This window comes from Candidatus Halocynthiibacter alkanivorans, assembly GCF_003333265.1.
Taxonomy (GTDB): domain Bacteria; phylum Pseudomonadota; class Alphaproteobacteria; order Rhodobacterales; family Rhodobacteraceae; genus Halocyntiibacter_A; species Halocyntiibacter_A alkanivorans.
In genome coordinates this window covers 79,977-102,655 of record NZ_QOLB01000141.1, presented here as the reverse complement: position 1 = coordinate 102,655, position 22,679 = coordinate 79,977, and the positions used below count along the sequence as shown (strand labels likewise).

At 59.4% G+C, this 22,679-nt stretch carries 24 protein-coding genes; 7 read left to right on the top strand and 17 right to left on the bottom strand.

Going from position 1 to position 22,679, the window contains the following annotated elements; all coding sequences use genetic code 11:
* Nucleotides 1–522: 522 nt before the first annotated feature.
* Together DWA01_RS18835 and DWA01_RS18830 are read right to left on the bottom strand one after the other, a co-directional pair.
* The gene (locus DWA01_RS18835) at nt 523–1,746 is read right to left on the bottom strand and encodes a multidrug effflux MFS transporter (protein ID WP_114287348.1); all 1,224 of its coding nucleotides are present in this window, start codon (nt 1,744–1,746) and stop codon (nt 523–525) included.
* A gap of 233 nt (nt 1,747–1,979) precedes the next feature.
* Nucleotides 1,980–2,627 carry a DsbA family oxidoreductase gene (locus tag DWA01_RS18830; protein WP_114287347.1) on the bottom strand — a complete coding sequence of 216 codons (648 nt, stop codon included), beginning with the start codon at nt 2,625–2,627 and terminating at the stop codon, nt 1,980–1,982.
* 128 nt (nt 2,628–2,755) lie between these two features.
* Here DWA01_RS18830 and DWA01_RS18825 point away from each other — a divergent pair, with 128 nt between their 5' ends.
* Nucleotides 2,756–3,382 (top strand): helix-turn-helix domain-containing protein, encoded by a 627-nt coding sequence (locus DWA01_RS18825; protein ID WP_114287346.1) that lies wholly within the window; start codon nt 2,756–2,758, stop codon nt 3,380–3,382.
* 93 nt (nt 3,383–3,475) lie between these two features.
* On the opposite strand, the gene DWA01_RS18820 is transcribed toward DWA01_RS18825, so the two are convergent.
* The 4 genes from DWA01_RS18820 to DWA01_RS18805 all read right to left on the bottom strand — a co-directional run bounded on the left by DWA01_RS18820 (nt 3,476) and on the right by DWA01_RS18805 (nt 6,623).
* On the bottom strand, nt 3,476–4,150 hold the full coding sequence (locus DWA01_RS18820) for an aquaporin (RefSeq protein ID WP_235008615.1): 675 nt from the start codon (nt 4,148–4,150) through the stop codon (nt 3,476–3,478).
* Complete coding sequence (locus DWA01_RS18815) at nt 4,147–4,623, bottom strand: arsenate reductase ArsC (RefSeq protein ID WP_114287345.1); 477 nt, start codon at nt 4,621–4,623, stop codon at nt 4,147–4,149. The genes DWA01_RS18820 and DWA01_RS18815 overlap by 4 nt, the downstream gene beginning before the upstream one ends.
* 73 nt (nt 4,624–4,696) lie before the next feature.
* On the bottom strand, nt 4,697–4,807 hold the full coding sequence (locus DWA01_RS18810) for an entericidin EcnA/B family protein (protein ID WP_114287344.1): 111 nt from the start codon (nt 4,805–4,807) through the stop codon (nt 4,697–4,699).
* Between the two features lies 1 nt (nt 4,808).
* Complete coding sequence (locus DWA01_RS18805) at nt 4,809–6,623, bottom strand: extracellular solute-binding protein (protein WP_114287343.1); 1,815 nt, start codon at nt 6,621–6,623, stop codon at nt 4,809–4,811.
* Nucleotides 6,624–6,934: 311 nt separating this feature from the next.
* Between DWA01_RS18805 and DWA01_RS18800 the strand changes: the two genes are divergently transcribed.
* Nucleotides 6,935–7,708 carry a 3-hydroxybutyrate dehydrogenase gene (locus tag DWA01_RS18800; RefSeq protein WP_114287342.1) on the top strand — a complete coding sequence of 258 codons (774 nt, stop codon included), beginning with the start codon at nt 6,935–6,937 and terminating at the stop codon, nt 7,706–7,708.
* A 211-nt stretch (nt 7,709–7,919) separates the two neighbouring features.
* On the opposite strand, the gene DWA01_RS18795 is transcribed toward DWA01_RS18800, so the two are convergent.
* The 5 genes from DWA01_RS18795 to DWA01_RS18775 all read right to left on the bottom strand — a co-directional run bounded on the left by DWA01_RS18795 (nt 7,920) and on the right by DWA01_RS18775 (nt 11,982).
* Nucleotides 7,920–8,138: a hypothetical protein gene (locus DWA01_RS18795; RefSeq protein WP_114287341.1), complete on the bottom strand. Its 219-nt coding sequence runs from the start codon at nt 8,136–8,138 to the stop codon at nt 7,920–7,922.
* Between the two features lie 213 nt (nt 8,139–8,351).
* Complete coding sequence (locus tag DWA01_RS18790) at nt 8,352–9,068, bottom strand: DUF502 domain-containing protein (RefSeq protein ID WP_114287340.1); 717 nt, start codon at nt 9,066–9,068, stop codon at nt 8,352–8,354.
* Nucleotides 9,069–9,242: 174 nt separating this feature from the next.
* Nucleotides 9,243–9,887, bottom strand: a complete 645-nt coding sequence (locus tag DWA01_RS18785; protein WP_160116079.1) for a TorF family putative porin — start codon at nt 9,885–9,887, stop codon at nt 9,243–9,245.
* A 281-nt stretch (nt 9,888–10,168) separates the two neighbouring features.
* Nucleotides 10,169–11,089 carry a pseudouridine-5'-phosphate glycosidase gene (locus DWA01_RS18780; RefSeq protein ID WP_114287338.1) on the bottom strand — a complete coding sequence of 307 codons (921 nt, stop codon included), beginning with the start codon at nt 11,087–11,089 and terminating at the stop codon, nt 10,169–10,171.
* Entirely contained in the window at nt 11,086–11,982 is an 897-nt protein-coding gene (locus tag DWA01_RS18775) for a PfkB family carbohydrate kinase (protein WP_114287337.1), read from the bottom strand. Before DWA01_RS18775 ends, DWA01_RS18780 begins: the two co-directional genes overlap by 4 nt.
* Nucleotides 11,983–12,214: 232 nt before the next feature.
* On the opposite strand from DWA01_RS18775, the gene DWA01_RS18770 reads away from it, so the two are divergent.
* Together DWA01_RS18770 and DWA01_RS18765 are read left to right on the top strand one after the other, a co-directional pair.
* Nucleotides 12,215–12,754: a cupin domain-containing protein gene (locus tag DWA01_RS18770; protein ID WP_114287336.1), complete on the top strand. Its 540-nt coding sequence runs from the start codon at nt 12,215–12,217 to the stop codon at nt 12,752–12,754.
* A 616-nt stretch (nt 12,755–13,370) separates the two neighbouring features.
* Nucleotides 13,371–14,117 (top strand): helix-turn-helix transcriptional regulator, encoded by a 747-nt coding sequence (locus DWA01_RS18765; RefSeq protein ID WP_336470017.1) that lies wholly within the window; start codon nt 13,371–13,373, stop codon nt 14,115–14,117.
* 870 nt (nt 14,118–14,987) lie between these two features.
* Here the strand turns inward: DWA01_RS18765 and tsf are convergent.
* The 5 genes from tsf to DWA01_RS18740 form a co-directional block, all read right to left on the bottom strand.
* Nucleotides 14,988–15,863: a translation elongation factor Ts gene (gene tsf, locus DWA01_RS18760; protein ID WP_114287334.1), complete on the bottom strand. Its 876-nt coding sequence runs from the start codon at nt 15,861–15,863 to the stop codon at nt 14,988–14,990.
* 80 nt (nt 15,864–15,943) lie between these two features.
* A complete protein-coding gene (rpsB, locus tag DWA01_RS18755; protein ID WP_114287333.1) occupies nt 15,944–16,699 on the bottom strand; it encodes a 30S ribosomal protein S2 in 756 nt (251 codons plus the stop codon).
* 197 nt (nt 16,700–16,896) lie between these two features.
* Nucleotides 16,897–17,691 carry a metal ABC transporter permease gene (locus DWA01_RS18750; protein ID WP_114287332.1) on the bottom strand — a complete coding sequence of 265 codons (795 nt, stop codon included), beginning with the start codon at nt 17,689–17,691 and terminating at the stop codon, nt 16,897–16,899.
* Nucleotides 17,684–18,439 (bottom strand): ATP-binding cassette domain-containing protein, encoded by a 756-nt coding sequence (locus DWA01_RS24065; RefSeq protein ID WP_200832617.1) that lies wholly within the window; start codon nt 18,437–18,439, stop codon nt 17,684–17,686. Before DWA01_RS24065 ends, DWA01_RS18750 begins: the two co-directional genes overlap by 8 nt.
* A complete protein-coding gene (locus tag DWA01_RS18740; protein ID WP_114287331.1) occupies nt 18,436–18,945 on the bottom strand; it encodes a Fur family transcriptional regulator in 510 nt (169 codons plus the stop codon). Before DWA01_RS18740 ends, DWA01_RS24065 begins: the two co-directional genes overlap by 4 nt.
* Nucleotides 18,946–19,055: 110 nt before the next feature.
* Here DWA01_RS18740 and DWA01_RS18735 point away from each other — a divergent pair, with 110 nt between their 5' ends.
* Nucleotides 19,056–19,982 carry a zinc ABC transporter substrate-binding protein gene (locus tag DWA01_RS18735; protein ID WP_114287330.1) on the top strand — a complete coding sequence of 309 codons (927 nt, stop codon included), beginning with the start codon at nt 19,056–19,058 and terminating at the stop codon, nt 19,980–19,982.
* A 73-nt stretch (nt 19,983–20,055) separates the two neighbouring features.
* Here the strand turns inward: DWA01_RS18735 and DWA01_RS18730 are convergent, their stop codons facing one another.
* Nucleotides 20,056–21,069: a cation diffusion facilitator family transporter gene (locus tag DWA01_RS18730; protein WP_114287329.1), complete on the bottom strand. Its 1,014-nt coding sequence runs from the start codon at nt 21,067–21,069 to the stop codon at nt 20,056–20,058.
* Between the two features lie 75 nt (nt 21,070–21,144).
* Between DWA01_RS18730 and DWA01_RS18725 the strand changes: the two genes are divergently transcribed.
* Both DWA01_RS18725 and DWA01_RS18720 read left to right on the top strand, forming a co-directional pair.
* Nucleotides 21,145–21,558: a MerR family transcriptional regulator gene (locus tag DWA01_RS18725; protein ID WP_114287328.1), complete on the top strand. Its 414-nt coding sequence runs from the start codon at nt 21,145–21,147 to the stop codon at nt 21,556–21,558.
* 310 nt (nt 21,559–21,868) lie between these two features.
* Nucleotides 21,869–22,639 carry an inositol monophosphatase family protein gene (locus DWA01_RS18720; protein WP_114287327.1) on the top strand — a complete coding sequence of 257 codons (771 nt, stop codon included), beginning with the start codon at nt 21,869–21,871 and terminating at the stop codon, nt 22,637–22,639.
* Nucleotides 22,640–22,679: the final 40 nt, after the last annotated feature.

Sequence of the window (22,679 nt, the reverse complement as noted above, 5' to 3'; positions counted from 1 at the left end):
TTCCGGTACATCAATGGGTTCTATAACCCTCGACGGCGGCATTCATCGCTTGGTGGAAAAAGCCCCTTGGCCTTCGAACGAAAGGCCGCCTAACATGAGATGAGAGACCGGAACTTTTGCGCGGCAAGTCCAGATTGATCACGGGACGGGCGTCTGCAATCAAGGCCGCGCCTGAACTTGGGATGGCGTGACGCGGCGGGACTGGAAACACGACAGCGAAAGCCACGATGGCAAAACAGACGGGCATCTTCACGCGCGGTGTCGGGCTGGATTGCCGCCGGATCGGGAGACGATATTTTTTACCCCAGGGCGAACATCTGCAATCAGGGCAGCGCCTGAGCTTGGGGAGGCGTGAAGCGCCTTCCCGGGGGGAAGGTCAGGCGCGGCCCGGCGGTGCCGGACCAAAAGAATTTTATGTCTCGCTTTGTCGCCAATATAGCGCCACGCCGTTTGAAATATCTCCAGACAAAAAAACGCGCCGCAGAGATATGCAGCGCGTTTTCAGATTTCAGCCAGTTCGCATCACTCGGCGGCGGCCGGGTCTTTCGGCGCGTCAGGTTCATGTTCCACCGTTGTTTTCATCAGCGCAGCGGCGCCGCTGGCGCAAATCAGCGCCGCGGAGAGAAGCGGCACGGCAGTGCCGTCAAACGCCAGCCCGATTGGTGCTGCGATCAGCACCGCCAGCACGGTGGAGATACCACCGATAACTGAAGCCGCGAGGCCAGCAATATGGCCGAGATACTGCAGCGCCAGCGCGTTGAGATTGCCAAAGGTCAGGCTGGTGAAAAAGAACACTGTGGTGACAAAAGCGAACCAGTACCAGAACGGCAGAGTGTCGCTGGACAGCGCGACCAACAGGATAACTCCGGAGCTGAGCGCCTGAGCGGAAAAGGCCCAGAGCGCCAGTTTGCGCATGCCCACCCGAACCACCAGGCTGGCGTTGATGAAAGTGCCTGAGGCGGCGAGCACTGCGGTGAGGGCAAACCAGAGCGGGAAGTTGTCGCCCTCGCCATAGGTGTCCGTATAGATCTGCTGTACCGAGCTGAGCGTGCCGAACAACACCGCATAACCAAGCGTCATGGCGGCGATATAAATGAGCACCATTTTGTTGGACAACACCTCTTTGCAGCCGTTCCAGAGCGTCGAGATCCGGAAAGGGCGACGGTCAGCGCGCGGCAGGGTTTCGCTTTGACGCAGGTTGAGCCAGGTGGCGCCGATCAGCGCAAAGATCACAAAAGCCACAAACACCGCACGCCAGCCAAAGCCAGCGGCGATCACCGCGCCAAGCGCCGGAGCGATGGCCGGAACGATCATAAACACCATGAAAACAAAGGAGGTGATACGCGCCATCTGCCGGCCCTGATACAGATCCCGGATCAGCGCCACACCGACGATACGCGGTCCCGCGGCGCCAAATCCCTGCAACACGCGGGCCACCAGCAGCAGTTCCAGCGAATTGGACAGCAGCGCCATCACCGCGCCGAGGATATAGAGTGCCATACCGGCGGTGATAATGGTCTTGCGGCCAAAGGCGTCTGACAGTGGCCCGGTGACAAAGGTGCCCAGCCCCATGCCCATCACAAAGGAGGTCAGCACCAGCTGCGCCCGGTTGAGATCATCCGGGCTAAGTTCGGCGGCAATGGCAGGCAGGGAGGGCAGCATCGCATCAATGGAGAACGCGATAACGGCATAGAGCATCGCCAGCAGGGCAATGAATTCAATTTGCGACAGACGGCGCACAGACATGGGAACCTCTTTACAGATCGGGGTATGGAGAGACCGGAGCGGGCCAGAATGATCGTCTGACACCGGGGCGGTGGCCCGACCCTAGGCGCTGGGATCTGAAATGGCCAGCCCTGTGCCGGGACGTCATAACAAAAGACCAGCACCCGGGGGCACTGGTCTGTGTCGCGGGGTTGTGAACGTCCTCAGCCCCCGGATCAGGTGGTGAATGCGGGCTTAGCCTGGCGCTGCCGGGATCAGCTTTCCGCCGCGTCTTCTTTGGCGGTGATATCGGCAATCACCCGGGTCCAGAGCTCGGCCGGTTGGGCGCCGGAGACAGCGTGCTGGTTGTCGACGATGAACATAGGCACACCGCTGATACCGCGTTCACGGGCATGGGCGTCGCGCTGGCGGATCAGCTCGGCGTCAGCGTTGCCCTGCAGCATCAGCCGGGTGGCGGCTTCGTCCATTTCAAAGCGGGCAGCGATCGCGCACAATACGTCGATGTCGCCGATGTCGCGGCCTTCAACAAAATAGGCTTTGAACAGCGCTGCAACCACCGGGGTCTGGCGGCTTTCAAGTCCGGCCCAGTGGATCAGCCGGTGCGCGTTCAGCGTGTTGGGCGTGCGCTCGATCGCAGAAAAATCGATTTTGAGCCCGGCGTCTTCTGCCGCTTCAAGCACTGGCGCATAGGCTTTCAGCGCACCGTCACGGCCGCCAAATTTATGTTCCAGATAATCCCGCCGGCCCATGCCTTCCGCCGGCATATCCGGGTTGAGCTGAAACGGGTGCCATTCGATTTGAAACGGATGGTCGGGATGGGCTTCCAGCGCACGGTCAAGCCGCGCTTTGCCGATGAAACACCAGGGGCAGATCGGGTCAGAAATGATGTCAAGTTTTACCATGCGGATGTTTTAAACGCGCTTTGGTGGTTAGTGCAAGCCACTGACGTTATTGTGAGCATGGACGGGGTCGGCAATGGGGCCTGAAGTGTCGCTGTTGCACCCCGGGCGGTTGCAGATTATGAGGACGCATGAACAAAGCAAAAGACACCAGCCTGATCCACCTGGCACGGGAAAACGAAAGCGCGGTTGAGCCGGCACGGCCGCTTGACCTTGGCGCGCGGGTGCGGGATCTGCGCAAGGCGCATAAATGGACGCTGGAACAGGCAGCCAAACAAGCCGGTCTGGCGCGATCCACCCTGTCCAAGATCGAAAACGGTCAGATGTCGCCGACCTATGACGCGCTGAAAAAGCTGGCCTTGGGTCTGGAGATTTCGGTGCCGCAACTGTTCACCCCGCCGCGCGCCGCACAGGTGGGCGGTCGCATGGCGGTGACAGAATCCGGCGCGGGGGCGGCCCATGCCACCACCACTTATGAACATGAGATCCTTGCCGGCGCGCTGACACGCAAACAGATGCTGCCCTACCGGGCGCGGATCAGGGCCCGCAGCTTTGAAGAGTTTGACGGCTGGGTGCGTCATGACGGTGAAGAATTTCTGTATGTGCTGACCGGGGAGATCCGGCTGATCACCGAATTTTATGAGCCGGTGACGATGCGGCGTGGTGACAGCGCCTATTATGACGCCTCAATGGGGCATAACGTGATTTCCACCAGCCAGGATGATGCGATGATCCTCTGGGTGACGTCACTGGGCTGACCGGAGGCCCACCGCGACGGAGCGGGCGGGTTGACCCGACAGGCGGAACTGAGCGTCGTCGTGCTGTTGAGCTTTGGGTTTCCCGGTGCCGCCTCAGGGCGCGCGGGCAAACAGCCGCGCGGTGACCACGGTCGCGATCAGTGCGCCGATGATTTGCATCAGGATGAACATCAAAACATCTGACGGGTGGATGCCGGCGAATGTGTCGGACAGGGCGCGCGCCACCGTCACCGCCGGGTTGGCAAAGCTGGTGGAAGAGGTGAACCAGTAGGCGCCGGTGATATAAAGCCCGACCAGCGGTGGCACCGCGTCGGGCCGGTGGCGCAGCCCGCCAAAGATCACCAGCACCAGGCCGAAGGTGGCGATCACTTCGGACCACCATTGCCCCGTGCCGCTGCGGCTGGTGGTGGAAAACTGCAGGATGTCGAGATCAAACATAGCGTGTGTCGCCCAGACCCCGAGCACGCCGCCCAGCAGCTGCACCGCCACATAGGGCAGGGCGAGGCCGGGCGCATGTTCGCCACGCAGGGTGAACACCATGGTCACCACCGGGTTGAAATGAGCGCCGGACACCGGGCCCAGAATGGTGATCAGCACATAGAGAATACAGCCGGTGGCGATGGCATTTGCCAGCAGCGCCAGGCCGGTGTTGCCGCCCGACAGCTCCTGCGCCATGATGCCGGAGCCGACCACGCCAATCAGCAGGAACGCGGTGCCAAGAAATTCGGCCAGCAGGCGGTTGGCGGTGGGCTGAGGGGCAATGCTCAAGGCAGCTCTCCGATCATATCGAGGTTTTGTTGCAGCGCTGCCGGGCTGAGCCGGTCCGTATCCAGCGCCAACAAGGCCCGGGCACGGCGGTTCAGGATGTCAAAGGCGGTTTGAAAGGCCGACTGCTGATCAGCGCCTGCGGCGGCGGCGGGGTCATCTACGCCCCAGTGGGCACGCAGCGGTGCACCAGGCCAGAACGGACAGATCTCGCTGGCAGCGGAGCCACAAACGGTGATCACCAGATCCATCACCGGCGCGTCTGGCACGGCAAATTCATCCCAGGATTTTGAACGCAGATCACTGGTGTCATGCCCCCGCGCCACCAGAAGCGCCAGCGAATGTGGATGCACCTGACCCGCAGGTTTTGAACCCGCAGACCAGGCCTGGATCGCGCCGCCAGAGCTGTGGTTAAAGATGGATTCCAGCAGGATCGAGCGCGCCGAATTGCCGGTACAGAGTACGAGAATATTCATGACCCCGGCGCTACCGGAGTCATGTGACGTTCAGGTGACAAATCGTCGTATTTGCCAATATTCATACCCGGTTTCAGAACCAGCCCTGAACTTCGCGGGCGCCGGTCGAGATGTCTTCGCCGACACCGGCCACCGTGGCACATCCGGACAAGGTCAGAACGGCTATCATCAAAAAGGTGCGCATATTATTCCTCCCACCACCAGGTGTCGGGCTGAAACCCGATCCAGTCCCCGTACATCGGCAGACGCTCGGGATATTTCAGTTCTTTCACATGAGCAATACGGGAAATATTCCACTGATAAAAGGGGATGACGTAACGCCCGGTGGTCAGGATCCGGTCCAGCGCCCGGGTGGCGGCGACAAAATCGCTCTGATCGGTGGAGTTGACCAGCTTGTCGATCATCGCTTCGGCGGCCGGCGAATCCATGCCCATCATGTTGCGCGATCCCGGTTTGATCACACCCTCGGAGCCCCAATAGAGATATTGTTCGTTGCCCGGGCTGAGTGAGAGGCCACGGCGGTAGTAGGCCATGTCGAAATCATAGGCATTGCTGCGCTCTTTATACTGGGCAGTGTCCACCACGGTGACGGTCGGGGTGATGCCGACACGTTCCAGCATGCTGACATAGCTGTCCATGATCGACTGGTTTTCCTTGGCGCCCTGCTTCAGCAGTACTTCAAAGGAGAAAGGGGCGCCGGCGGCGTTTTTCATCATCCCGTCCTGGACGGTCCAGCCGGCGGATTCAAACTGCGCCAGGGCGCGGCGGATGTTTTTGCGGTTGCGCGCGGTGCCGTCTGACACCGGCAGGCTGTAGCCGTCCAGCGCGCCGGGCAGCAGCTCACCAGTATAGGGTGCGAGGAATTCGGCGACCTTGCCGGTGGCGGGGCCTTCTTCCATCGCCAGCACCGAATTGGAGAAATAGGAGCTGATGCGCGGCTGCTGGCCACCGGTTTTGGAATCGTTGATCGCTTCGAAATTAAACACGTTCAGCATCGCGTCACGCACACGCCAGTCGGAAAAGGCCGTGGTGCGGCTGTTCATAACCAGGCCGGTCATTCCCGAGGGGCGCTGATGGGGCAGGATTGATTTCACCACGTCGCCGTTTTGCACCGCCGGGAAGTCGTATTGTGCGTCCCAGGTGGCGACGTTGAATTCGCGCTGGCTGTTGAGAATGCCGCCTTTGAAGGCTTCGATAATCACCGAACTGTCGGCAAAAAACTCAAGCCGGATCTCGTCGAGATTGGCCAGGCCCTGCATGTAGGGCACGTCCTTGCCCCAATAGTCCGGGTTGCGTTTTAGGGACAGGAAGCGGCCGGCCTCGTAATCGTCAATCACATAGGGTGAGGAACCGATGGGAATAAGGTCCAGCCCGGAATCCTCAAAATCAACGCCGTCCCACTGGGACTTTTTCAGGATCGGACGCATGCCGGCCAGCAGCACCAGTTCGCGGTCCGGTGTATTGAAAGTGATGCGCACGGAGCGTTCGCCGGTGGCTTCAATTTTGTCGATTTTCTTCCAGAGACCGCGGTAGCGCGGGTGGCCCTGGGTGCCCAAAGTTTCATAGGACCAGATCACGTCTTCGACAGTGATCGGGCTGCCGTCGGAAAAAGCGGCCTCGGGACGCAGGGTAAATTCAACCCATTCCCGATTCGGTCCGGTCTCAATCGATTCGGCAATCAGCCCGTAAAGGGTGAAAGGTTCGTCCCAGCTGCGCCCCATCAGACTTTCATATCCAAGAAAACGCAGCTGCCAGGGAACCGAACCTTTGAGAATAAACGGGTTCAGACTGTCAAAGCTGCCGCCTTCGCCAAGCGCGATGGTGCCGCCTTTGGGCGCATCGGCGTTGGCATAAGGGAGTGACACAAAATCTTGTGGCAGTGCCGGGTCACCATACATAGCTATGCCATGACTTGATTCGGCCTGCGCCGCCCCCGACGCCAGAATCAGCGATAATACGAGCCCTGAATGCTTTAGTTTTGAGAATAAATCTGATCTCATTTTGTGAACAATCCCTGTGGTACCTTATTTCATTACCCGCGGAGCCTATGCGGGCTTCGGTGCAATTTCAAACTTTTAGCTTGGCCCAGAGCAGCCTGTGGCGTATAAATGAGTCACTGCTCGATAGGTTTCTTGCCTGTATGAAACCTGCCTCAATAACTTAACGCCAGCTTCGTGCTGGCGTTTTTTTTGTGCCGCACGCCGGCTGTGCAAAGGCGCTGGTCCGCAGGTTGATAAAAAATCATCATTCCCTCTTCATTTTGCAGGTGCAGCACGTATTCTGCAGCTGAATTTGTACATAGGAGAATGAGATGTCACTTGCAGGGAAAACCGCCGTTATTACCGGCTCCAATTCGGGCATTGGCCTGGGCGTGGCAAAAGAGCTGGCGCGGCTCGGGGCGGATGTGGTGCTGAACTCGTTCAGCAACAGCGACGCCGATCATGCGCTGGCGGCTGAGATCGCCCGCGAACACGGGGTCAGCGCGCGTTATATCCAGGCCGATATGTCAGATGGTGACGCCTGCCGGGGCTTGATTGAGGCCGCCGGGGTCTGCGATATTCTGGTCAACAACGCTGGCATTCAGCACGTGGCGCCGATCGACGAATTTCCGGTCGACAAGTGGAACGCCATCATCGCCATCAATCTGAATTCGGCCTTTCACACCACGGCCGCTGCGCTGCCGGGCATGCGAGCGCGGGGCTGGGGAAGGGTGGTGAATATCGCCTCGGCACACGGGTTGACCGCCTCGCCTTATAAGTCCGCCTATGTTGCCGCCAAACACGGGGTGGTGGGCATGACAAAAGCGGTGGCGCTGGAGACAGCAGAAGAGCCGATCACCGTGAACGCGATCTGCCCGGGTTATGTGCTGACGCCGCTGGTGGAGGCGCAGATCCCGGATACGATGCGCGAATATGACATGGACCGCGACACCGTGATCCGCGAAGTGATGCTGGCACGTCAGCCGTCCAGGGAGTTTGCCACCACGGCGCAGATCGGTGGCACGGTAGCGTTTCTGGCCTCAGACGCCGCAACACAGATCACCGGCACCACCATCAGCGTCGACGGCGGCTGGACCGCGATGTAACCCCATCAGTGCAAACAGGGGGCGCCAATTTTCTTTGGCGCCCCCTGGCAGGGTCGATGAACCGAAACAGGGTTATGGCTGCAGACAACGCTGTCTGCAGCGCGGCTGGATTCCAGTTTCACACGCAGATCCTGTTCCACCCGGTTGTGGCCAGGGCGCAACTGGAAAAACAGGACATGCCAGCAAAAAGCAGCCGGTGTTCGCACTCAGATTAAAGCGGTTCCGAAACGACTGCAGACGACGAACCCAAAATGGCTGCGAGCATCAGCAGGGCTAAAAGCACTTCAACGGTGCCCGCGTTTGTGGGTGCACCCTGGGTGGCAACCATGATCTCATTTTCGCTGAGGCCCACGTGGGTGCTGTGGTTGTCGGCAAAAGACGCCGAAGCCGTCAGCAAGGCGACACAGCTGAGAACTGCAATTTTATTCATATGGCACGCTTTCCAATTGAGTATGCCTCCCCCCCACGGCGAAGCAATTGAGATATCAGACCGGCAATATCGCGCAGATATGTGGTCCGATAAAAATGAACTAACATATATTTTAATTAAATCACACGGAAACCTTCCAGCACTGGAAGCCTGGGTCCCGGACGTACAGATGAGTGGACATTTCAGCGCTGGTAACTGGCGCCGCAAGGCTGGTTATTCTGGCTGAGACGGCGTGCTGTCGGTGATCAGCGGCTGGCTTGGGTCTTTGGCGTTGGGGTAAACCAGCCCGGCAGAAATCACCAGTTTGGCCGCGTCTTCCACCGTCATATCCAGCACGATGATGTCATGTTTGGGGACGAACAGCAAAAAACCCGAGGTCGGATTGGGTGTTGTCGGCAGGAACACCGACATCAGATCTTCATCGGCATGGGGGATCTTGCCGGCGACTTCGCCTTTGGCCGGCGTCGAAATAAACGCCACCGCCCAGATGCCGGTGCGCGGATATTGCACCAGACAGGCTTTGTCAAAGGAGGTTTCTGTCTGGGCAAACACGGTTTCTGCGATCTGTTTCAACCCGTTGTAGATCGAGCGCACCACTGGCGTGCGGTCCACAAGGCCTTCGGCCCAGACCAGCAGAGACCGGCCGAGAATGCCCTTGGCCACCCAGCCGACCACGACGGTGAACAACAGGAACATAATCACACCCACACCACGCAGGTTGATGCCGATATACTGTTCCGGATTAAAGCGCGCTGGCACAAATGGCAGCACCCAGCTGTCCATCCAGCCGATTGCCCCCCAGACCAGATAGGCGGTCAGCCCGATCGGTGCCACCACCACAAGCCCGGTGAAGAAACTGGCGCGAAGCCCGGCAAACAGGCTGCGTCGGGGCCGGGGGGCGTGGGGTTTGTCGCTAAACGGGCTGGTCATAAGAACGTCCGGGGTCAAGGGGTTGTATGGTGACATCTATGTAGGCGCAGCGGTGCCGGCCCACAACTGTTCTTTCGCGTGATGTCACGCCAGTATGACAATGTCGGAGCATCTGAGGCAGGCACACGGTGCCGGGGCGCCTACACCGCTGCAACGCCGGCGCCACGCCCGATGTCAGTTGGACAGCTTTATCGTCAGAGCGAACTTGCCGTCGTCCAGGTTGCTGTCGTGGTAGCGCAGGTCGATAGCGGCGAAATTGGTCAGATCGCGGCTGGTGCCAATGTCCCAGGCCACAAGATCGTCGGATAAACCTTTGGTGCCTAAATCCGTGCCGATGCGGCCGGACACCGTCACATCCTGCGGCTGCAAGTCATATTGCGCGGTCAGAGCCACCCAGTCCTGATCAAAGAAGATTTCGCGGTAATATTGCGCGCCCACAAAGGTTCCCGGCACCACTTCCCACTGGGACTTGATCCAGACCTCGCCAAAATTGGTGGGATCGTCGCGGTAAAAATAGCGGCCAATGCCGATGTCCAACTCCACATTTCCGACCCGGGGTTTCGCGCCAATAAGCAGGTCAGTCTCGATATCCGTATCGGTATTGCTGGCCCAGACCCCGGCATAATAGATGTCGTTGAACACAAAAAACCAGGGCTGGATCGCTGGCTTGTCATCCGTCACGGTCGCGCCTTTGGACAGGTAATTGCTGGTCAGGTCGACGCCGTAATAATACTCCACCTGCGCCTGTGCGGCGCCGGGTATCGCCATCAGGGCGCTCAGGGTCAGAAGGGCGGAGGTTTTGGTTACAACTGAAGTCATTAAAGGACTCTCCCTGGCACGGCCTGTTACAAATTGCAGCGCCAGGGCAGAAATGCCGGATCTGGCAACCATACTTCTACAGTCGGCTTTACCAGGACCGGCGCAAATAAATTGCGGGCGAAGCACGGCTGGTGCGGTCGAAAAGGCGGACATGTTGCGCTTCAGGCACAGGGCGCATTACCTGAACGACAGGTCGCCTGCAGGCCACCTGCCCACGTTGTAACACGGGCAGGGCGGTATCAGCTTCGGGACCAGACGGGATCCGATCAGCGGGATCAGGATCAACCGCGGCTTTGCAGCTTCATTTCAACCGCGATCGCAGCTGCCAGACGCGCATTGTTCAGCACCAGCTCGATATTGGAGACCAGCGAACGGCCCTCCGTCAGTTCAAAAATCCGCTGCAGCAGAAAAGGCGTCACCGATTTGGCGGCGACGCCCTGGGCGGCGGCCTCGCTGAGCGCCTGCTCTACCACCGGGATCATCACGTCGCGGGAAATCTCGGCCGTCTCCGGGATCGGGTTGGCGACCAGCTGACCGCCGGGCAGCCCCATGGCACTGCGCATCAGCTGCGCGCGCGCAATACTGGCGGCGTCATCCATGCGCAGGGGCGCGGGCAGGCCGGAGCTGCGCGACCAGAAAGCGGGGAAATCATCCTGGCCATAAGCGATCACCGGCACGCCGAGCGTTTCCAGCACTTCCAGCGTTTTCGGGATATCAAGGATCGCTTTGGCGCCGGCGGCCACCACGGTCACCGGAGTATGGGTGAACTCATGCAGGTCGGCAGAGATGTCAAAGCTGTTTTCCGCGCCCCGGTGCACACCGCCAATGCCGCCGGTGGCAAACACGCTGATACCAGCCAGGTTGGCGGCGATCATCGTGGCGGCAACCGTGGTGGCACCAATGCCACCGGACGCAAGGCAGGCGGCGATGTCGGCGCGGCTGACCTTGGCCACATCCGTGGCCTGGCCGAGACTTTCGAGTTCCGCATCAGACAGGCCGATATGCAATATGCCATTCATCACCGCGATGGTTGCCGGTGTGGCGCCGTTTTCACGGATCACCGCCTCGACACGGCGCGCGGTTTCGACATTTTGCGGGTAGGGCATGCCATGGGTGATGATGGTGCTTTCCAGCGCCACAATAGGAGTGTTTGCAGCGCGTGCGGCCTCTGCTTCGGCGGAATAAGCGATCTTGAACGTCATAAAGGGGTGTCTCCGGAGACATAGGTTGCGGCCGCGCGCAAAGCGGCGGCCAAAGCATCGGCGGCAGTTGCGCCCTGGATCTCGGCGGCGATATGCGCCGCCATATAGGTGTCGCCGGCGCCAGTGATACGGGTCACCAACACTTCCGGCGGCGTCTGGGTGACAACCAGGCCTGCGGGGCCGGCGACCGTGGCGGAGCGACCGCCATCGGTCACTGAGACCCGGTGCGCGCCCTTGTCCAGAAGGGCGCGGGCGGCGGCCTCGGAGCTGGTGTATTCAGCGCGCAGCAGCAGATTGGCCTCTTCAAGGTTGACATAGAGCGTGGCGCCGGGATGGGACAGCAGCGGCAACAGGCGTTCGGCCTTGCCCGGGCTGGCCGGGGCGACCCGCAGGTCGGCGGCGGCAAAATAGGGGCTTTTGGAAATGCTGCTCAGCAGATCCGTGGTCAGATTGCCGTCCAGCGCGATCAACCCGCTGTAAGGGTGTTCGGTGCTGCCCAGGGTGTCATCTGTCAGCGGGCGCAGGATCTTGTCCCCGGCGGCTTCCAGTGAATGGGCGTCCGCAATGGCGGCCACAAGCCCGTTGGCACCTTCAATCGCCATATAGATATCGGTGGGCAGATCATCGGAACGGTAGATGTGATCGGTGACCATGCCTTTGGCCAGGCAGTTCGCGATCAGCTCATCGCCCTCTGCGTCGCGGCCGATGGTGGTCAGCAGTGCCGGTGTCAGACCGAAGCGAGCGAGCGTCATGGCGATGTTCATCGCCACACCGCCGGGCAGGCGGGAAATACGCCCCGGCACGTCAGAGCCGACACGCATATGGGCAGATGAGCGCCCGATCACGTCCCAGAGCACCGAGCCGATACAGAGAATGTCACAATGTTTTGTCATGCGCTATCAATGGACCGAAGCCACGCAGGGCGCAAGAGAAGGTGGCGCCGGTTGTTGACCAAAGGATCAAATTTTTTCATTCAAATCACTGATCGTGGCGCTGAGCGCAGGCTTTTGCGCGCCGTCCCCTTACTGCCCGGCGCACAAAAGCCCGCACAGACAAATCGGCTTAATCAAACCTGCCCAAAAGATTAGGAATGAAGTATAACATGTTGATAAACATCATATAACAATGATTTCTTTAGTAGAATGCGTGCCGTTTCAACCCTTGGTTCTGGCGCAGATCGGCTGGTTCAAAATCATGTATTATGTTATATTCGGCACCATTCGGAATGTTCCGGAACTGTCATGGATGGAGGGATACATGAAATACGGACCGTACAAACTGATGACTGCAATTGCTACCACAGCGACACTCGCGTTGCTGCCAACTGCGGGCTATGGGGAAACAACCATCACGCCCATGCTGAAAACCACATTGGAAGACCTGAATGGTGCTGAGGCCAATGTGCTTATTTTTGACGTGGATCCGGGGTTTGTAACGGATCGGCATACCCATCCGGGGCATGTGTTTATCTACGTGCTGGAAGGTGCGCTTCAGCTTGATATTGAAGGCCAGGAAAGCTCTACTGTTTCCGCCGGTGAGGCCGCGTATGAGCTCGCCAATGTGCCGATGATCGGGCGCAATTTAAGCGCCACTGAACGGGCAAAATTCGTGGTGTTTCAAGTCGGTCCAGCCGGTGAACCGATCATGGTTCCGGCACCGGAATAGGCCACGTTATCTGCCTCTGTATCCGGTGAAAATTCCAGCTGTACAGGCGCAGCGTATTGTGGAAGCGCGCGCAGAACACGCATAACAACGTGGTCAGGCAATGGAGCGATCTGCAGCGGAACGCTGCTGCGGAGCCATTCAGTTGCGGATCCGGTCATCGGCGCTGCTGGAAGCTCTGCCGCGTGCCAGGCGCGGACCGTCGCGTTACAGTGTCAGGAGAGCTGTCCGCTGATTTCAGACCCGGGCGCATGCGCCAGGCCGGGCCTGTGTAGGCCTGCTACATCCGATAATTGGTATTATGTAATAAATTGCTCAGGCGACTATTGACATCAGCACTGGGAACACATCTCCTGATAAAAGTGTATTTAGCATTCTGGCTGTCGTTTAGGTTGTGCAGAGTTCTTCAAAGGAACATTTACAACCCGCAACATACATGCAAACACATGCACTACTAACGCCCGGGCATCATGGTGGAAATGCCTCTGGCTCTCTCGAACACTGACGCTTTGATCAAGCGGGTTTCCGGACCGGCCAGAGCATCAGTTTGACCTTGAGCATCCGGGCAACTGACGATGACTACGAAACGACTGCTGATTACGAGCCTGGGGGAATGAGAATGCTAGCGAGTCTTGATAAGCTGGTGAGCGCCGAACATGTGGATGACGTCTGGAAGTATCACGTGGACTCCATGGCGGGCTTTGGGTTTGACAGGTTGATCTATGGCTATACCCGGTTCCGCACCACACAAAGACCGATTGGAGACTGGCAGGATTCAGTGGTTCTGTCCAATCACAGCCAGGCCTATCTTGATGAGTTTCTGGGCAATAACATGGTCTATTCGGCACCAATGACAAAATGGGCCGCTGAAAATGTCGGCGTACGGTCCTGGCGCTTTATGTTTGACGACCCCGGCAGCCTGAGCGATGAGGAACGCCGGGTGCTGGAGTTTAACAGATCCATGGGGGTGACCGCCGGTTACACCATAGCGTTTCCCGATTCTCTGGCCCGGGCCAAAGGCGCCATCGCGCTGACCGCAAAACCCGGGCTGAGCCAGGATGACGTCGATGCGATCTGGGACGAGCACGGGCGGGAATTGGTGGTGCTCAACAATGTGGCACATCTGAAACTGATCAACCTGCCCCACCCCAGCAAACGCAGCCTGCTGACTAAACGACAGCGTGAAGCGCTGGAATGGGTGGCGGATGGCAAAACAACCGCAGATATCGCTCTGATCCTGGAGGTGGCCCCTGCGACGGTTGAAAAACATCTTCGCCTCGCCCGGGACGCACTTGATGTAGATACGACCGCACAGGCCATTCTCAAAGCTACATTCCTGAATCAAATCTTCGTGAGCAAGTTATGAGAAGTATGTCAACATACTCTTTAGGGTATGGATTACCTGACTTTTCAATCGGCGGCGAATTGGTAAAGATACAGAGGTTCCGTGAGTGGTGGCCTTTGGCCTGGGAACGACAACGGATTGGTTTCGCTCTGTGATTTTCAGAGAAAGACTGGTTCGCCGGGAAACCGGGTTCTGGCTTGGGGGTGTATTTTCACTCCCGGGCTGGTGAAAAGCGCTTTGGACCTCATCCCAACCTGGTTCGCGTTATCCCGGCGGTGTGGTTTCCCCAAGCCACACCGCCAACTCCCTTTCCCCTTATATGGCCCGCCCGGGTGCCTGCCGCCCTGCCCCGCGCATGTGTGGCAACGCCGCTGTGGTTCTCAGACTCGCTCCGGGACTTCTGAATAAAAACAACCTGAAGACGTAGTTTTCACGCTGCCACGGCGAGTTATGACTTTATGTGTGTTGTTGGCACGGCTTTCGCGGACAGATACGAGCCCGAATTTCAACCGGATTCGCTGCTGCGGGCGAAATCCGGGACGGGTTGCGATATTGCTGGGTTGAGTGATCACCGCAAACGGCAACTGCCGGCCAACACCAGGTAATTGGAACCTGAGAACCGGTGTATTCAGTGGCCGATTGTGGTCCGGATCACCAAATACGGTTGCAGCCGCAGCTTGATATGACCCCCTGAAACTGCTGCGCCAACTGGTCTGAGAACCCGGGTGCAACTGTATGAAGCTCAGGGCGGACACCGGCGCGCATACCGCAGCTGCAGCGTGTCCCTGTCAGAGAGGCGCCAGCCGTAAGATCCCACACAACGCAAAAGACCGGCCCCTGGGGACCGGTCTTTCAATCTTTGATCCGTGAGGATCAGACGGGGCGAAGGCGTTAGCCTTTGGCCACTTTTGCTACTTCAGCTGCAAAGTCTTCTTCTTTTTTCTCAATGCCTTCGCCAACTGCGAGACGGACAAAACCGAGAATTTCAACACCGGCTTCTGTCGCTGCTTGCGCAACAGTCAGATCGGGGTTGATGACAAAAGCCTGACCAACGAGGGTGTTTTCCGCGAAGAATTTCTTCATGCGGCCACCGATCATTTTTTCGATCACGGCTTCGGGCTTGCCGGATTCACGCGCCTGTTCAGTCAGAACAGCTTTTTCGCGCTCAATCAGGGCCGCGTCCAGAGAAGATTCGTTCAGCGCCGAAGGGTGGGCCGCTGCAACGTGCATCGCGACCTGACGGCCAAATGCTTCGTTGTCACCTTTGAGCGCAACCAGAACACCGATCTGACCAAGGCCAGGGGCAGCTGCGTTGTGCACATAGGATACAACCTGGTCACCAGAAAGGCTGGCCATGCGGCGCAGGTTCATGTTTTCGCCGATGGTGGCGATTTTGTTGGTGATCACTTCGGCAACAGATTTGCCGCCGAAATCGGCCGCGGCCAGAGCTTCGATGTCGGAAACACCAAGCGCGGCGGCTGCAATGCCGGAAACCATTTCCTGGAAATCAGTGTTTTTCGCCACGAAATCAGTTTCGGAGTTCAGTTCGACTGCAACACCTTTGCCACCGGAAACAGCGACGGCCACCAGGCCTTCGGCTGCAGTACGGTCGGCTTTTTTAGCGGCTTTCGCCATGCCTTTGGTGCGGAGCCAGTCAACTGCGGCTTCCATGTCACCGTCGGTCGCGGTCAGTGCTTTTTTCGCATCCATCATGCCGACGCCGGTGCTGTCGCGCAGTTCTTTTACCAATGCTGCTGTGATTGCCATGTTCAGGCTCTCCTGGAATATAGGTCTTTGACTGTGTCCGGAGAAGAGAGGCCCCTTCCCCGGTATCAGTTGTGAAGCGATCAGGCTTCGGCGACGACTTCTTCTACAGTGTCGACCAGCTCACCGAGATCGATGCCAGCGGCACCCATCTGAGCGGTCATGCCGTCCAGAGCTGCGCGAGCAACCAGGTCGGTGTAGAGCGCGATGGAACGCGCTGCGTCATCGTTGCCCGGGATGATGTAATCGATGCCGGCAGGCGAGCAGTTGGAGTCAACAACAGCAACCACGGGGATGCCGAGTTTGTTGGCTTCTGCAATCGCCAGCTCTTCTTTTTTCACGTCGATGACAAAGAGAAGATCAGGCACGTTGCCCATGTCGCGGATACCGCCGAGGGATGCCTGAAGCTTGCCCTGGTCACGTTCCATGCCGAGACGTTCTTTTTTGGTCAGACCAGCCGCGCCGTCGATCAGTTTTTCGTCGATGGTCTTGAGGCGTGCGATCGACTGGGAAACAGTTTTCCAGTTGGTCAGCGTGCCACCGAGCCAGCGGTGGTTCATGTAGTACTGAGCGCATTTTTCAGCCGCATCAGCGATCGGGCCAGCGGCCTGACGCTTGGTGCCGACGAACAGCACACGGCCGCCTTTGGCAACGGTGTCACGCACAACCTGCAGCGCCTGGTCCAGCATTGGAACAGTCTGAGTCAGGTCGAGAATGTGGATGCCGTTGCGGCTGCCGTAGATGAACGGGCCCATACGTGGGTTCCAGCGCTGTGTCTGGTGACCAAAGTGCACACCTGCTTCGAGCAGCTGGCGAATCGTGAATTCGGGAAGTGCCATATCGTTTTCCTTTTCCGGTTTACACCTGAGCGAGACCTTGAGGGCGGATGCCCAACCGGCGGATCGTTCGGGGATTTCTCCCCCGAGGACCCAAGTCTCGCCTGTGAAGTGAGGGCGCAGTTAAAGCAAGTTCGCGACACTGACAAGACCTGCGGACCACTTTCAGTCGTCAAAGCGGGAAAAATCGACCGCAGAGGTTATTTTGGCCGGATGACGCGGCCAAAAGCAGTCGAGAGCAGGAAGATCAGCGCCGCGGTGGCGATGATTGTCGGGCCGGTCGGGGTGTCCGCGAACAACGAGATTTGCAGCCCGCCCAGCACCGCTGCCCCTCCGGCGAGCGCCGCAAAGATCACCATCGCCTCGGGGGTGCGTGACAGGGGCCGGGCGGCGGCGGCGGGGATGATCAGCATCGCTGAGATCAGCAGCGCGCCAACCACTTTGATCGCCACCGCAACCACCACCGCCAGCGCCAGCGTCAGGATCTGTTGTTCGCGCCGCGGATTGATGCCTGCGGCCCAGGCCAGGTCCACGTTCAGCGTTGCGGTCAGCAACGCCTGCCAGCGCCAGGCGATCAGCCCGGCAACGAGGCCACCGCCGCCCCAGATCAGCGCCAGATCCGCACGCGTTACCGACAGAATGTCACCAAACAACCAGGCCATCAGATCGACGCGCACCCCTTGCAGGAACGACACCGCCACCAGACCAAGCGCCAGCGCTGAATGCGCCATTACCCCAAGCAATGTATCCACCGCATATCCCCGCCCGGACAGCGAAGTGACAATGCCTGCCATCAGCAGCGCCAGCACCAGCACGCCGGCAAAGACCGACGTGTTCAGCGCCAGCGCCAGCGCCACACCGAGGATCGCCGCGTGCGCAGTGGCATCGCCAAAATAGGCCATACGGCGCCAGACGACAAAACAGCCCAGCGGGGCCGCTGCCAGAGCCAGGCCAAGCCCGGCGAGCGTGGCGCGGATCATGAAATCATCAAACATTATGGGCCTCCAGGTCATGCTCATGATCGCAGTTCTCATGGCTGTGGGCGTGGCGGTGGTCATGTTTATACAGCGCCAGGGTGCCCTGGGTTCCGGTGCCAAACAGCTCCCGGTACTCCGGGGCACTGGCGACAACTTCCGGGGTGCCATGGCAGCAGACATGGCCGTTGAGGCAGATCACCTTATCCGAGGCGCTCATCACCACATGCAGGTCATGGCTGACCATCAGCACCGCACAGCCAAGGCTGCGGCGTACCTCTTCGATCTGATGGTAAAACGCTGCGGCGCCTGGTTGATCCAGCCCGGTGGTGGGCTCATCCAGGATCAGAAGCTGTGGCTGATCCAGCAGCGCGCGCGCCAACAGCACCCGTTGAAACTGACCACCTGACAGCGCCATGATCTGACGCTCAGCGATATGGCCGGCACCGGCGCGGGCCAGCGCGGCGCTGGTGTCTTCAGGCGTGTGGCGTTTGGGCAGCGAGAGGAAGCGCGTCACCGTCATCGGCAGGGTGGCGTCGATTTTAAGCGCCTGGGGCACATAACCGATGTTCAGACCCGGGGCGCGGATCACTTCACCGCTATTGGCCGCAAGCGCGCCGATCACCAGCCGCAGCAAAGTGGTTTTTCCCGAGCCGTTGGGGCCGACAATGGTGGTGATCTCGCCCGGCTCAATCGAGATGCTAACGTTGTTCAGCGCCGCCTGCGATCCCATGGTGACCGAAACGTTTTTCAGCGAGACAAGACTCACGCCTTTGTACCCGGCGCGTCTGATGCGGCATCTTTGGAATTGCGGCAGGCAGGACAGGTGCCCTCGGCCTCAATCACCGCGCGTTCAATGTCAAAGCCTGCGTCGCGTGCGACCTGTGCCAACTGCCCGGCGGGCAATACTGTCTGGGCTTCTACAACGGTCTGGCAACTGCGGCAGATCATGAACACCGGCGAATGATCCTGACCTGGCAGCGAGCAGGCAATATAGGCGTTCAGTTTCTCGATCTTGTGGGCAAACCCATTGCTGACAAGGAATTCCAACGCCCGGTAAGCCACCGGCGGCTGCGCGCCCAGCCCTTCGCCCGCCAGCACCGCCAGGATGTCATAGGCCCCGAGCGCACGATGCTCATGCAGCAGAATCTCGAGCACCCGGCGCCGCACTTTGGTGAATTGCAACCGGTGTTCGGTGCAACAGGTTTCGGCAGCGGCAAGGGCGGTGCTGATACAGGCGCTGTGATCATGGGTTTCAAAGCCGGTGGCGGTCATAGGAGATCCTGCGATTGGCGCTGTTCGGCGCGTTCATTTTGCGGGTTGATATAGTATTACATTACAGATAACAACCGACATAAGTGTTATATAATCACGTCAGGTCCGCCATGTTCCGCTCCATCTCCCCCGCCCTGTTTTCTCTCTTTGCGCTGCCCGCCCTTGCCGATGTGCCGCAGGTGGTCACCGACATCGCACCGCTACAGTCGATGGTGGCGCAGGTGATGGATGGGGTCGGCATGCCGGAGCTGATCATCCGTCCCGGGGTAACGCCACACAGCTATGCGTTGCGTCCTTCTGACGCGCGCCGTCTGCAAAACGCGGATGCGGTGTTCTGGGTTGGAGACGAGTTGACACCCTGGTTCCGCGATGCATTGGAGAGCCTGGCGGCGGATGCCCGTCGGGTGGAGATGCTGGAGAACAGTGCCACGCAGATATTGAGTTTCCGGGAAGAGGTGGTGTTTGCCCAGGGCGAAGACCCTGTGACCAATGCGGTGCCCTCCGACGATCACAGCGCGCACAGCCACGACCCGCACGCCTGGCTTGATCCGGTGAATGGCAGGGCCTGGCTCAACGTGATCGCAGAGGAGTTGTCGGCGCTGGACCCGGATAATGCGGCGACCTACCGCGCCAATGCCGCTGAAGGCCGGGCGCTGTTGAGCGAAGTTGAAACCGGTATTACGGCGCAACTGGCCCCGCTTCGGGACCGGCCCTATGTGGTGTTTCATGATGGTTATCAATACTTTGAAAGCCGCTTTGACATCGCCGCCTCCGGGGCGATTTCGCTGGGCAACGGCGCGGCACCCTCGCCCGCACGTGTCACAAAAATTCGCGCCGAGGTGGCAAAGGCCGGTATCGTCTGTGTGCTGAGCGAACCGCAGTTCAGCGACAAGCTGATCACCACCGTGTTTGAAAGCACCGCCGTAAAGCGCGCGGAAGTGGATGCGATGGGCGCAGCGCTGCCGCGGGGCAAGACGCTTTATCCGACGCTGCTGCAGCAGATGGCAGACAGCCTGAGCGGCTGCCTGCAACAGTAGTTTTCAGCGCTGACCACACGCGCGCCGGGAAAGCAGAGCCTTCCGGCGCCAGCTCTCCCGGGCGAACGCCCGTTCAGGCGGGCGCATGCCCGTGCAATTGTGTATCTTTGCAGGCGTGCCTGGCGCATTCCAATTCCAGGGTGGAATGGGTGATGCCGAACTGGCTGAGCAGTCGTTGTTTCAGCGCTGCTTTGATCGCATCTGCTTCGTGCCAGCGATCCGGCTCCAGCACGACATGGGCTTCAAAGGCGGCGCTCTTTTCTTCCATCGCCCAAACGTGGCTGTGGTGCAGATCCGCCACCCCGTCGACTTCGGCCATGCTGGAAATCAGCGCGTCCGGATCAATGCCATCGGGCGTTGCCAGCATCAGGATGCGGATGACCTGGCCGACCTCGGCGTAGCTGTGCCACAGGATGTATACCGCGATCATCAGCGTCACCAGCGGGTCAATCAGCACCCAGTCATAAAGCAGGATCAGCGTACCAGCGACGATCACCGCCACCGACCCCATCGCATCGGCCACATTGTGCAGGAACGCGGCGCGGATGTTGATGCTGTCTTTTGACAGCCGGTAAGTCAGGGCCGCGGTGATCAGATCCACCACCAGCGCCACAGCGGCGATAACGATAATCAGCCAGCCCTCCACCGGCTGCGGATCAATAAACCGCAGCACCGCCTGGTAGATCAGATAGAGGCCCAACACCACCAGGGTGGTGTAATTCACCAGCGCCGCCACCACTTCGGCGCGCCCGTACCCAAAGCTCATCTGGGCGCTGGCCGGACGGCGCGCAATTTTACGGGCCGCAAAGGCGATGATCAGCGCGATAGCGTCGGAAAAATTATGCAGCGCATCGGCAATCAGCGCCAGCGAGCCGGAAAAGATACCGCCCAGCACCTGAGCTACGGTCAGCAGCAGGTTGACGGCGATGGCACGCGCCACTTTGCTGTCGCCCGCCCCGGGGTCGATATTATGATGACCGCAGCCTGCCCCGCGGTGGGCGGCACCCTGCGCATGACCGCCCGTATGGCTGTGCGTATGTTGGTGCGGTTGCGCGTTGGCGGATTTGTGTGACTTTGTGTGTCCCATGACGGGGTCCTTGTGTTTTATCTCTGTCACATGGCAGTGTAAGTGCTCTAGTCACTAGAGGTTCAAGAGGTTTTTATGTTTTCCATCGGAGAACTTTCAAAGCGCACCGGCGTGAAAGTGCCAACCATCCGCTATTACGAACAAATGGGGCTGATCCCGGAGCCTGGTCGCAGCGAAGGCAATCAGCGGCGTTATGACCATCAGGGGCTCGACCGGCTGGGTTTTATCAAACATGGCCGCGACCTGGGCCTGCCGCTTGAAGCGATCCGTGAATTGATACAGCTGCAGGACCGTGCCGGCGCGGCGCATGTGGACAGCCATCGCATCGCAGCGGAACATCTGCAGGACATTCGCGGTCGCATTCAACGGCTGCACCTGCTGGAACAGGAACTGGTGCGCATTCAGGCGTCTTGTGATGGCGGACCGGACCATTGCTGCAATATCCTGCGCGCCTTTGGCGACCACAGCCAGTGCGCCGGCACGCATTGAACCGGAGTTGTAGCTTTAACGCCCGCCTTTATCTGATTGATATACTAAAGAAGTTTTTGTGAATGCCTGGCCCGCCACCCGGTCATATGCTGTCATAGCGCAGGTCGCGCACATAAACGGAATGCGCAGGCCACTCTCCTGCAGGGGCTAAGTTCAATCGCGCGCAGTCGCCAGCCGAACCGGGCGGGATCACCGTGCACAGCGCCTCTGAGCCAATGTTAGCGCTGGTCAATCCGACCTGCCCTGCCTATGAAAAAGCCACAACGCCATCCTCGCCCCCGCGTGCCGGCAAAAGCAGAAAGTTAAATTGATGACTGAAATTACCAAACGGATGGAATTTGCCACTGCGCTTGCCACGGAAGCCGGGATCCTTGCACAGCAGATGCGGGACGCTGCCGGCGCCGGATTTGTCGCCTCCAAAGGCGCCCAGGATTTTGTGACCGAAGCCGACCGCGCGGTGGAACGGCTGATCCGCGAGCGGGTTGCGGCCGCCTTTCCCGAAGACAGTTTTTTGGGTGAAGAAGAGGGCGGCGCCGATGATCTGGGACCAGACTGCTGGGTTGTGGATCCGATTGACGGCACTGCCAATTACATGCGCGGCATGAGCGGTTGGGGTGTTTCGATCGGCTATTCCCGGGGGGATGACATCGAGCTTGGGGTTATTTCGCTGCCGGACCTGTCTATGCTGATCACCGCGCAGCGCGGCAGGGGCGCTTTTCTGAACGGGGCGCCGATTACAGTCTCGCGCAACGACACAGCGGATAGCGCAGTATTGTCGCTGGGGCGTTCAGGGCGTGAACCGCTGCAGCCGCATCTGGACAATATCCGCGATCTGATTGAGGCGGGCATGGAGTATCGCCGCGAAGGCGCTGCAGTGATGGGACTGATTGGTGTCGCCGCCGGCTGGACCGAGGGCTACTATGAAGCGCATCTGAACGCATGGGACGCGTTCGCCGGCATTGCGATCATCAAAGAGGCAGGTGGTCGGGTGGACCATGCGCCGGTGCGGGAGTTCCTGCAAAACGGGTCGCGCATTCTGGCCACCAATGACCACATTGATGCATTGCTGCCCAGGCTGTAAACCCGCACTCGGCTGATGTGGCGCCCTGCTGCGGCGCCAC

Excerpts from the sequence above, each read along its gene's own strand:
- DWA01_RS18835 (WP_114287348.1), bottom strand. The coding sequence starts at position 1,746 with ATGTCTGTGCGCCGTCTGTCGCAAATTGAATTCATTGCCCTGCTGGCG.
- DWA01_RS18830 (WP_114287347.1), bottom strand. The coding sequence starts at position 2,627 with ATGGTAAAACTTGACATCATTTCTGACCCGATCTGCCCCTGGTGTTTC.
- DWA01_RS18825 (WP_114287346.1), top strand. The coding sequence starts at position 2,756 with ATGAACAAAGCAAAAGACACCAGCCTGATCCACCTGGCACGGGAAAAC.
- DWA01_RS18815 (WP_114287345.1), bottom strand. The coding sequence starts at position 4,623 with ATGAATATTCTCGTACTCTGTACCGGCAATTCGGCGCGCTCGATCCTG.
- DWA01_RS18810 (WP_114287344.1), bottom strand. The coding sequence starts at position 4,807 with ATGCGCACCTTTTTGATGATAGCCGTTCTGACCTTGTCCGGATGTGCC.
- DWA01_RS18805 (WP_114287343.1), bottom strand. The coding sequence starts at position 6,623 with ATGAGATCAGATTTATTCTCAAAACTAAAGCATTCAGGGCTCGTATTA.
- DWA01_RS18800 (WP_114287342.1), top strand. The coding sequence starts at position 6,935 with ATGTCACTTGCAGGGAAAACCGCCGTTATTACCGGCTCCAATTCGGGC.
- DWA01_RS18795 (WP_114287341.1), bottom strand. The coding sequence starts at position 8,138 with ATGAATAAAATTGCAGTTCTCAGCTGTGTCGCCTTGCTGACGGCTTCG.
- DWA01_RS18790 (WP_114287340.1), bottom strand. The coding sequence starts at position 9,068 with ATGACCAGCCCGTTTAGCGACAAACCCCACGCCCCCCGGCCCCGACGC.
- DWA01_RS18785 (WP_160116079.1), bottom strand. The coding sequence starts at position 9,887 with ATGACTTCAGTTGTAACCAAAACCTCCGCCCTTCTGACCCTGAGCGCC.
- DWA01_RS18780 (WP_114287338.1), bottom strand. The coding sequence starts at position 11,089 with ATGACGTTCAAGATCGCTTATTCCGCCGAAGCAGAGGCCGCACGCGCT.
- DWA01_RS18775 (WP_114287337.1), bottom strand. The coding sequence starts at position 11,982 with ATGACAAAACATTGTGACATTCTCTGTATCGGCTCGGTGCTCTGGGAC.
- DWA01_RS18770 (WP_114287336.1), top strand. The coding sequence starts at position 12,215 with ATGATTTCTTTAGTAGAATGCGTGCCGTTTCAACCCTTGGTTCTGGCG.
- DWA01_RS18765 (WP_336470017.1), top strand. The coding sequence starts at position 13,371 with ATGCTAGCGAGTCTTGATAAGCTGGTGAGCGCCGAACATGTGGATGAC.
- tsf (WP_114287334.1), bottom strand. The coding sequence starts at position 15,863 with ATGGCAATCACAGCAGCATTGGTAAAAGAACTGCGCGACAGCACCGGC.
- rpsB (WP_114287333.1), bottom strand. The coding sequence starts at position 16,699 with ATGGCACTTCCCGAATTCACGATTCGCCAGCTGCTCGAAGCAGGTGTG.
- DWA01_RS18750 (WP_114287332.1), bottom strand. The coding sequence starts at position 17,691 with ATGTTTGATGATTTCATGATCCGCGCCACGCTCGCCGGGCTTGGCCTG.
- DWA01_RS18740 (WP_114287331.1), bottom strand. The coding sequence starts at position 18,945 with ATGACCGCCACCGGCTTTGAAACCCATGATCACAGCGCCTGTATCAGC.
- DWA01_RS18735 (WP_114287330.1), top strand. The coding sequence starts at position 19,056 with ATGTTCCGCTCCATCTCCCCCGCCCTGTTTTCTCTCTTTGCGCTGCCC.
- DWA01_RS18730 (WP_114287329.1), bottom strand. The coding sequence starts at position 21,069 with ATGGGACACACAAAGTCACACAAATCCGCCAACGCGCAACCGCACCAA.
- DWA01_RS18725 (WP_114287328.1), top strand. The coding sequence starts at position 21,145 with ATGTTTTCCATCGGAGAACTTTCAAAGCGCACCGGCGTGAAAGTGCCA.
- DWA01_RS18720 (WP_114287327.1), top strand. The coding sequence starts at position 21,869 with ATGACTGAAATTACCAAACGGATGGAATTTGCCACTGCGCTTGCCACG.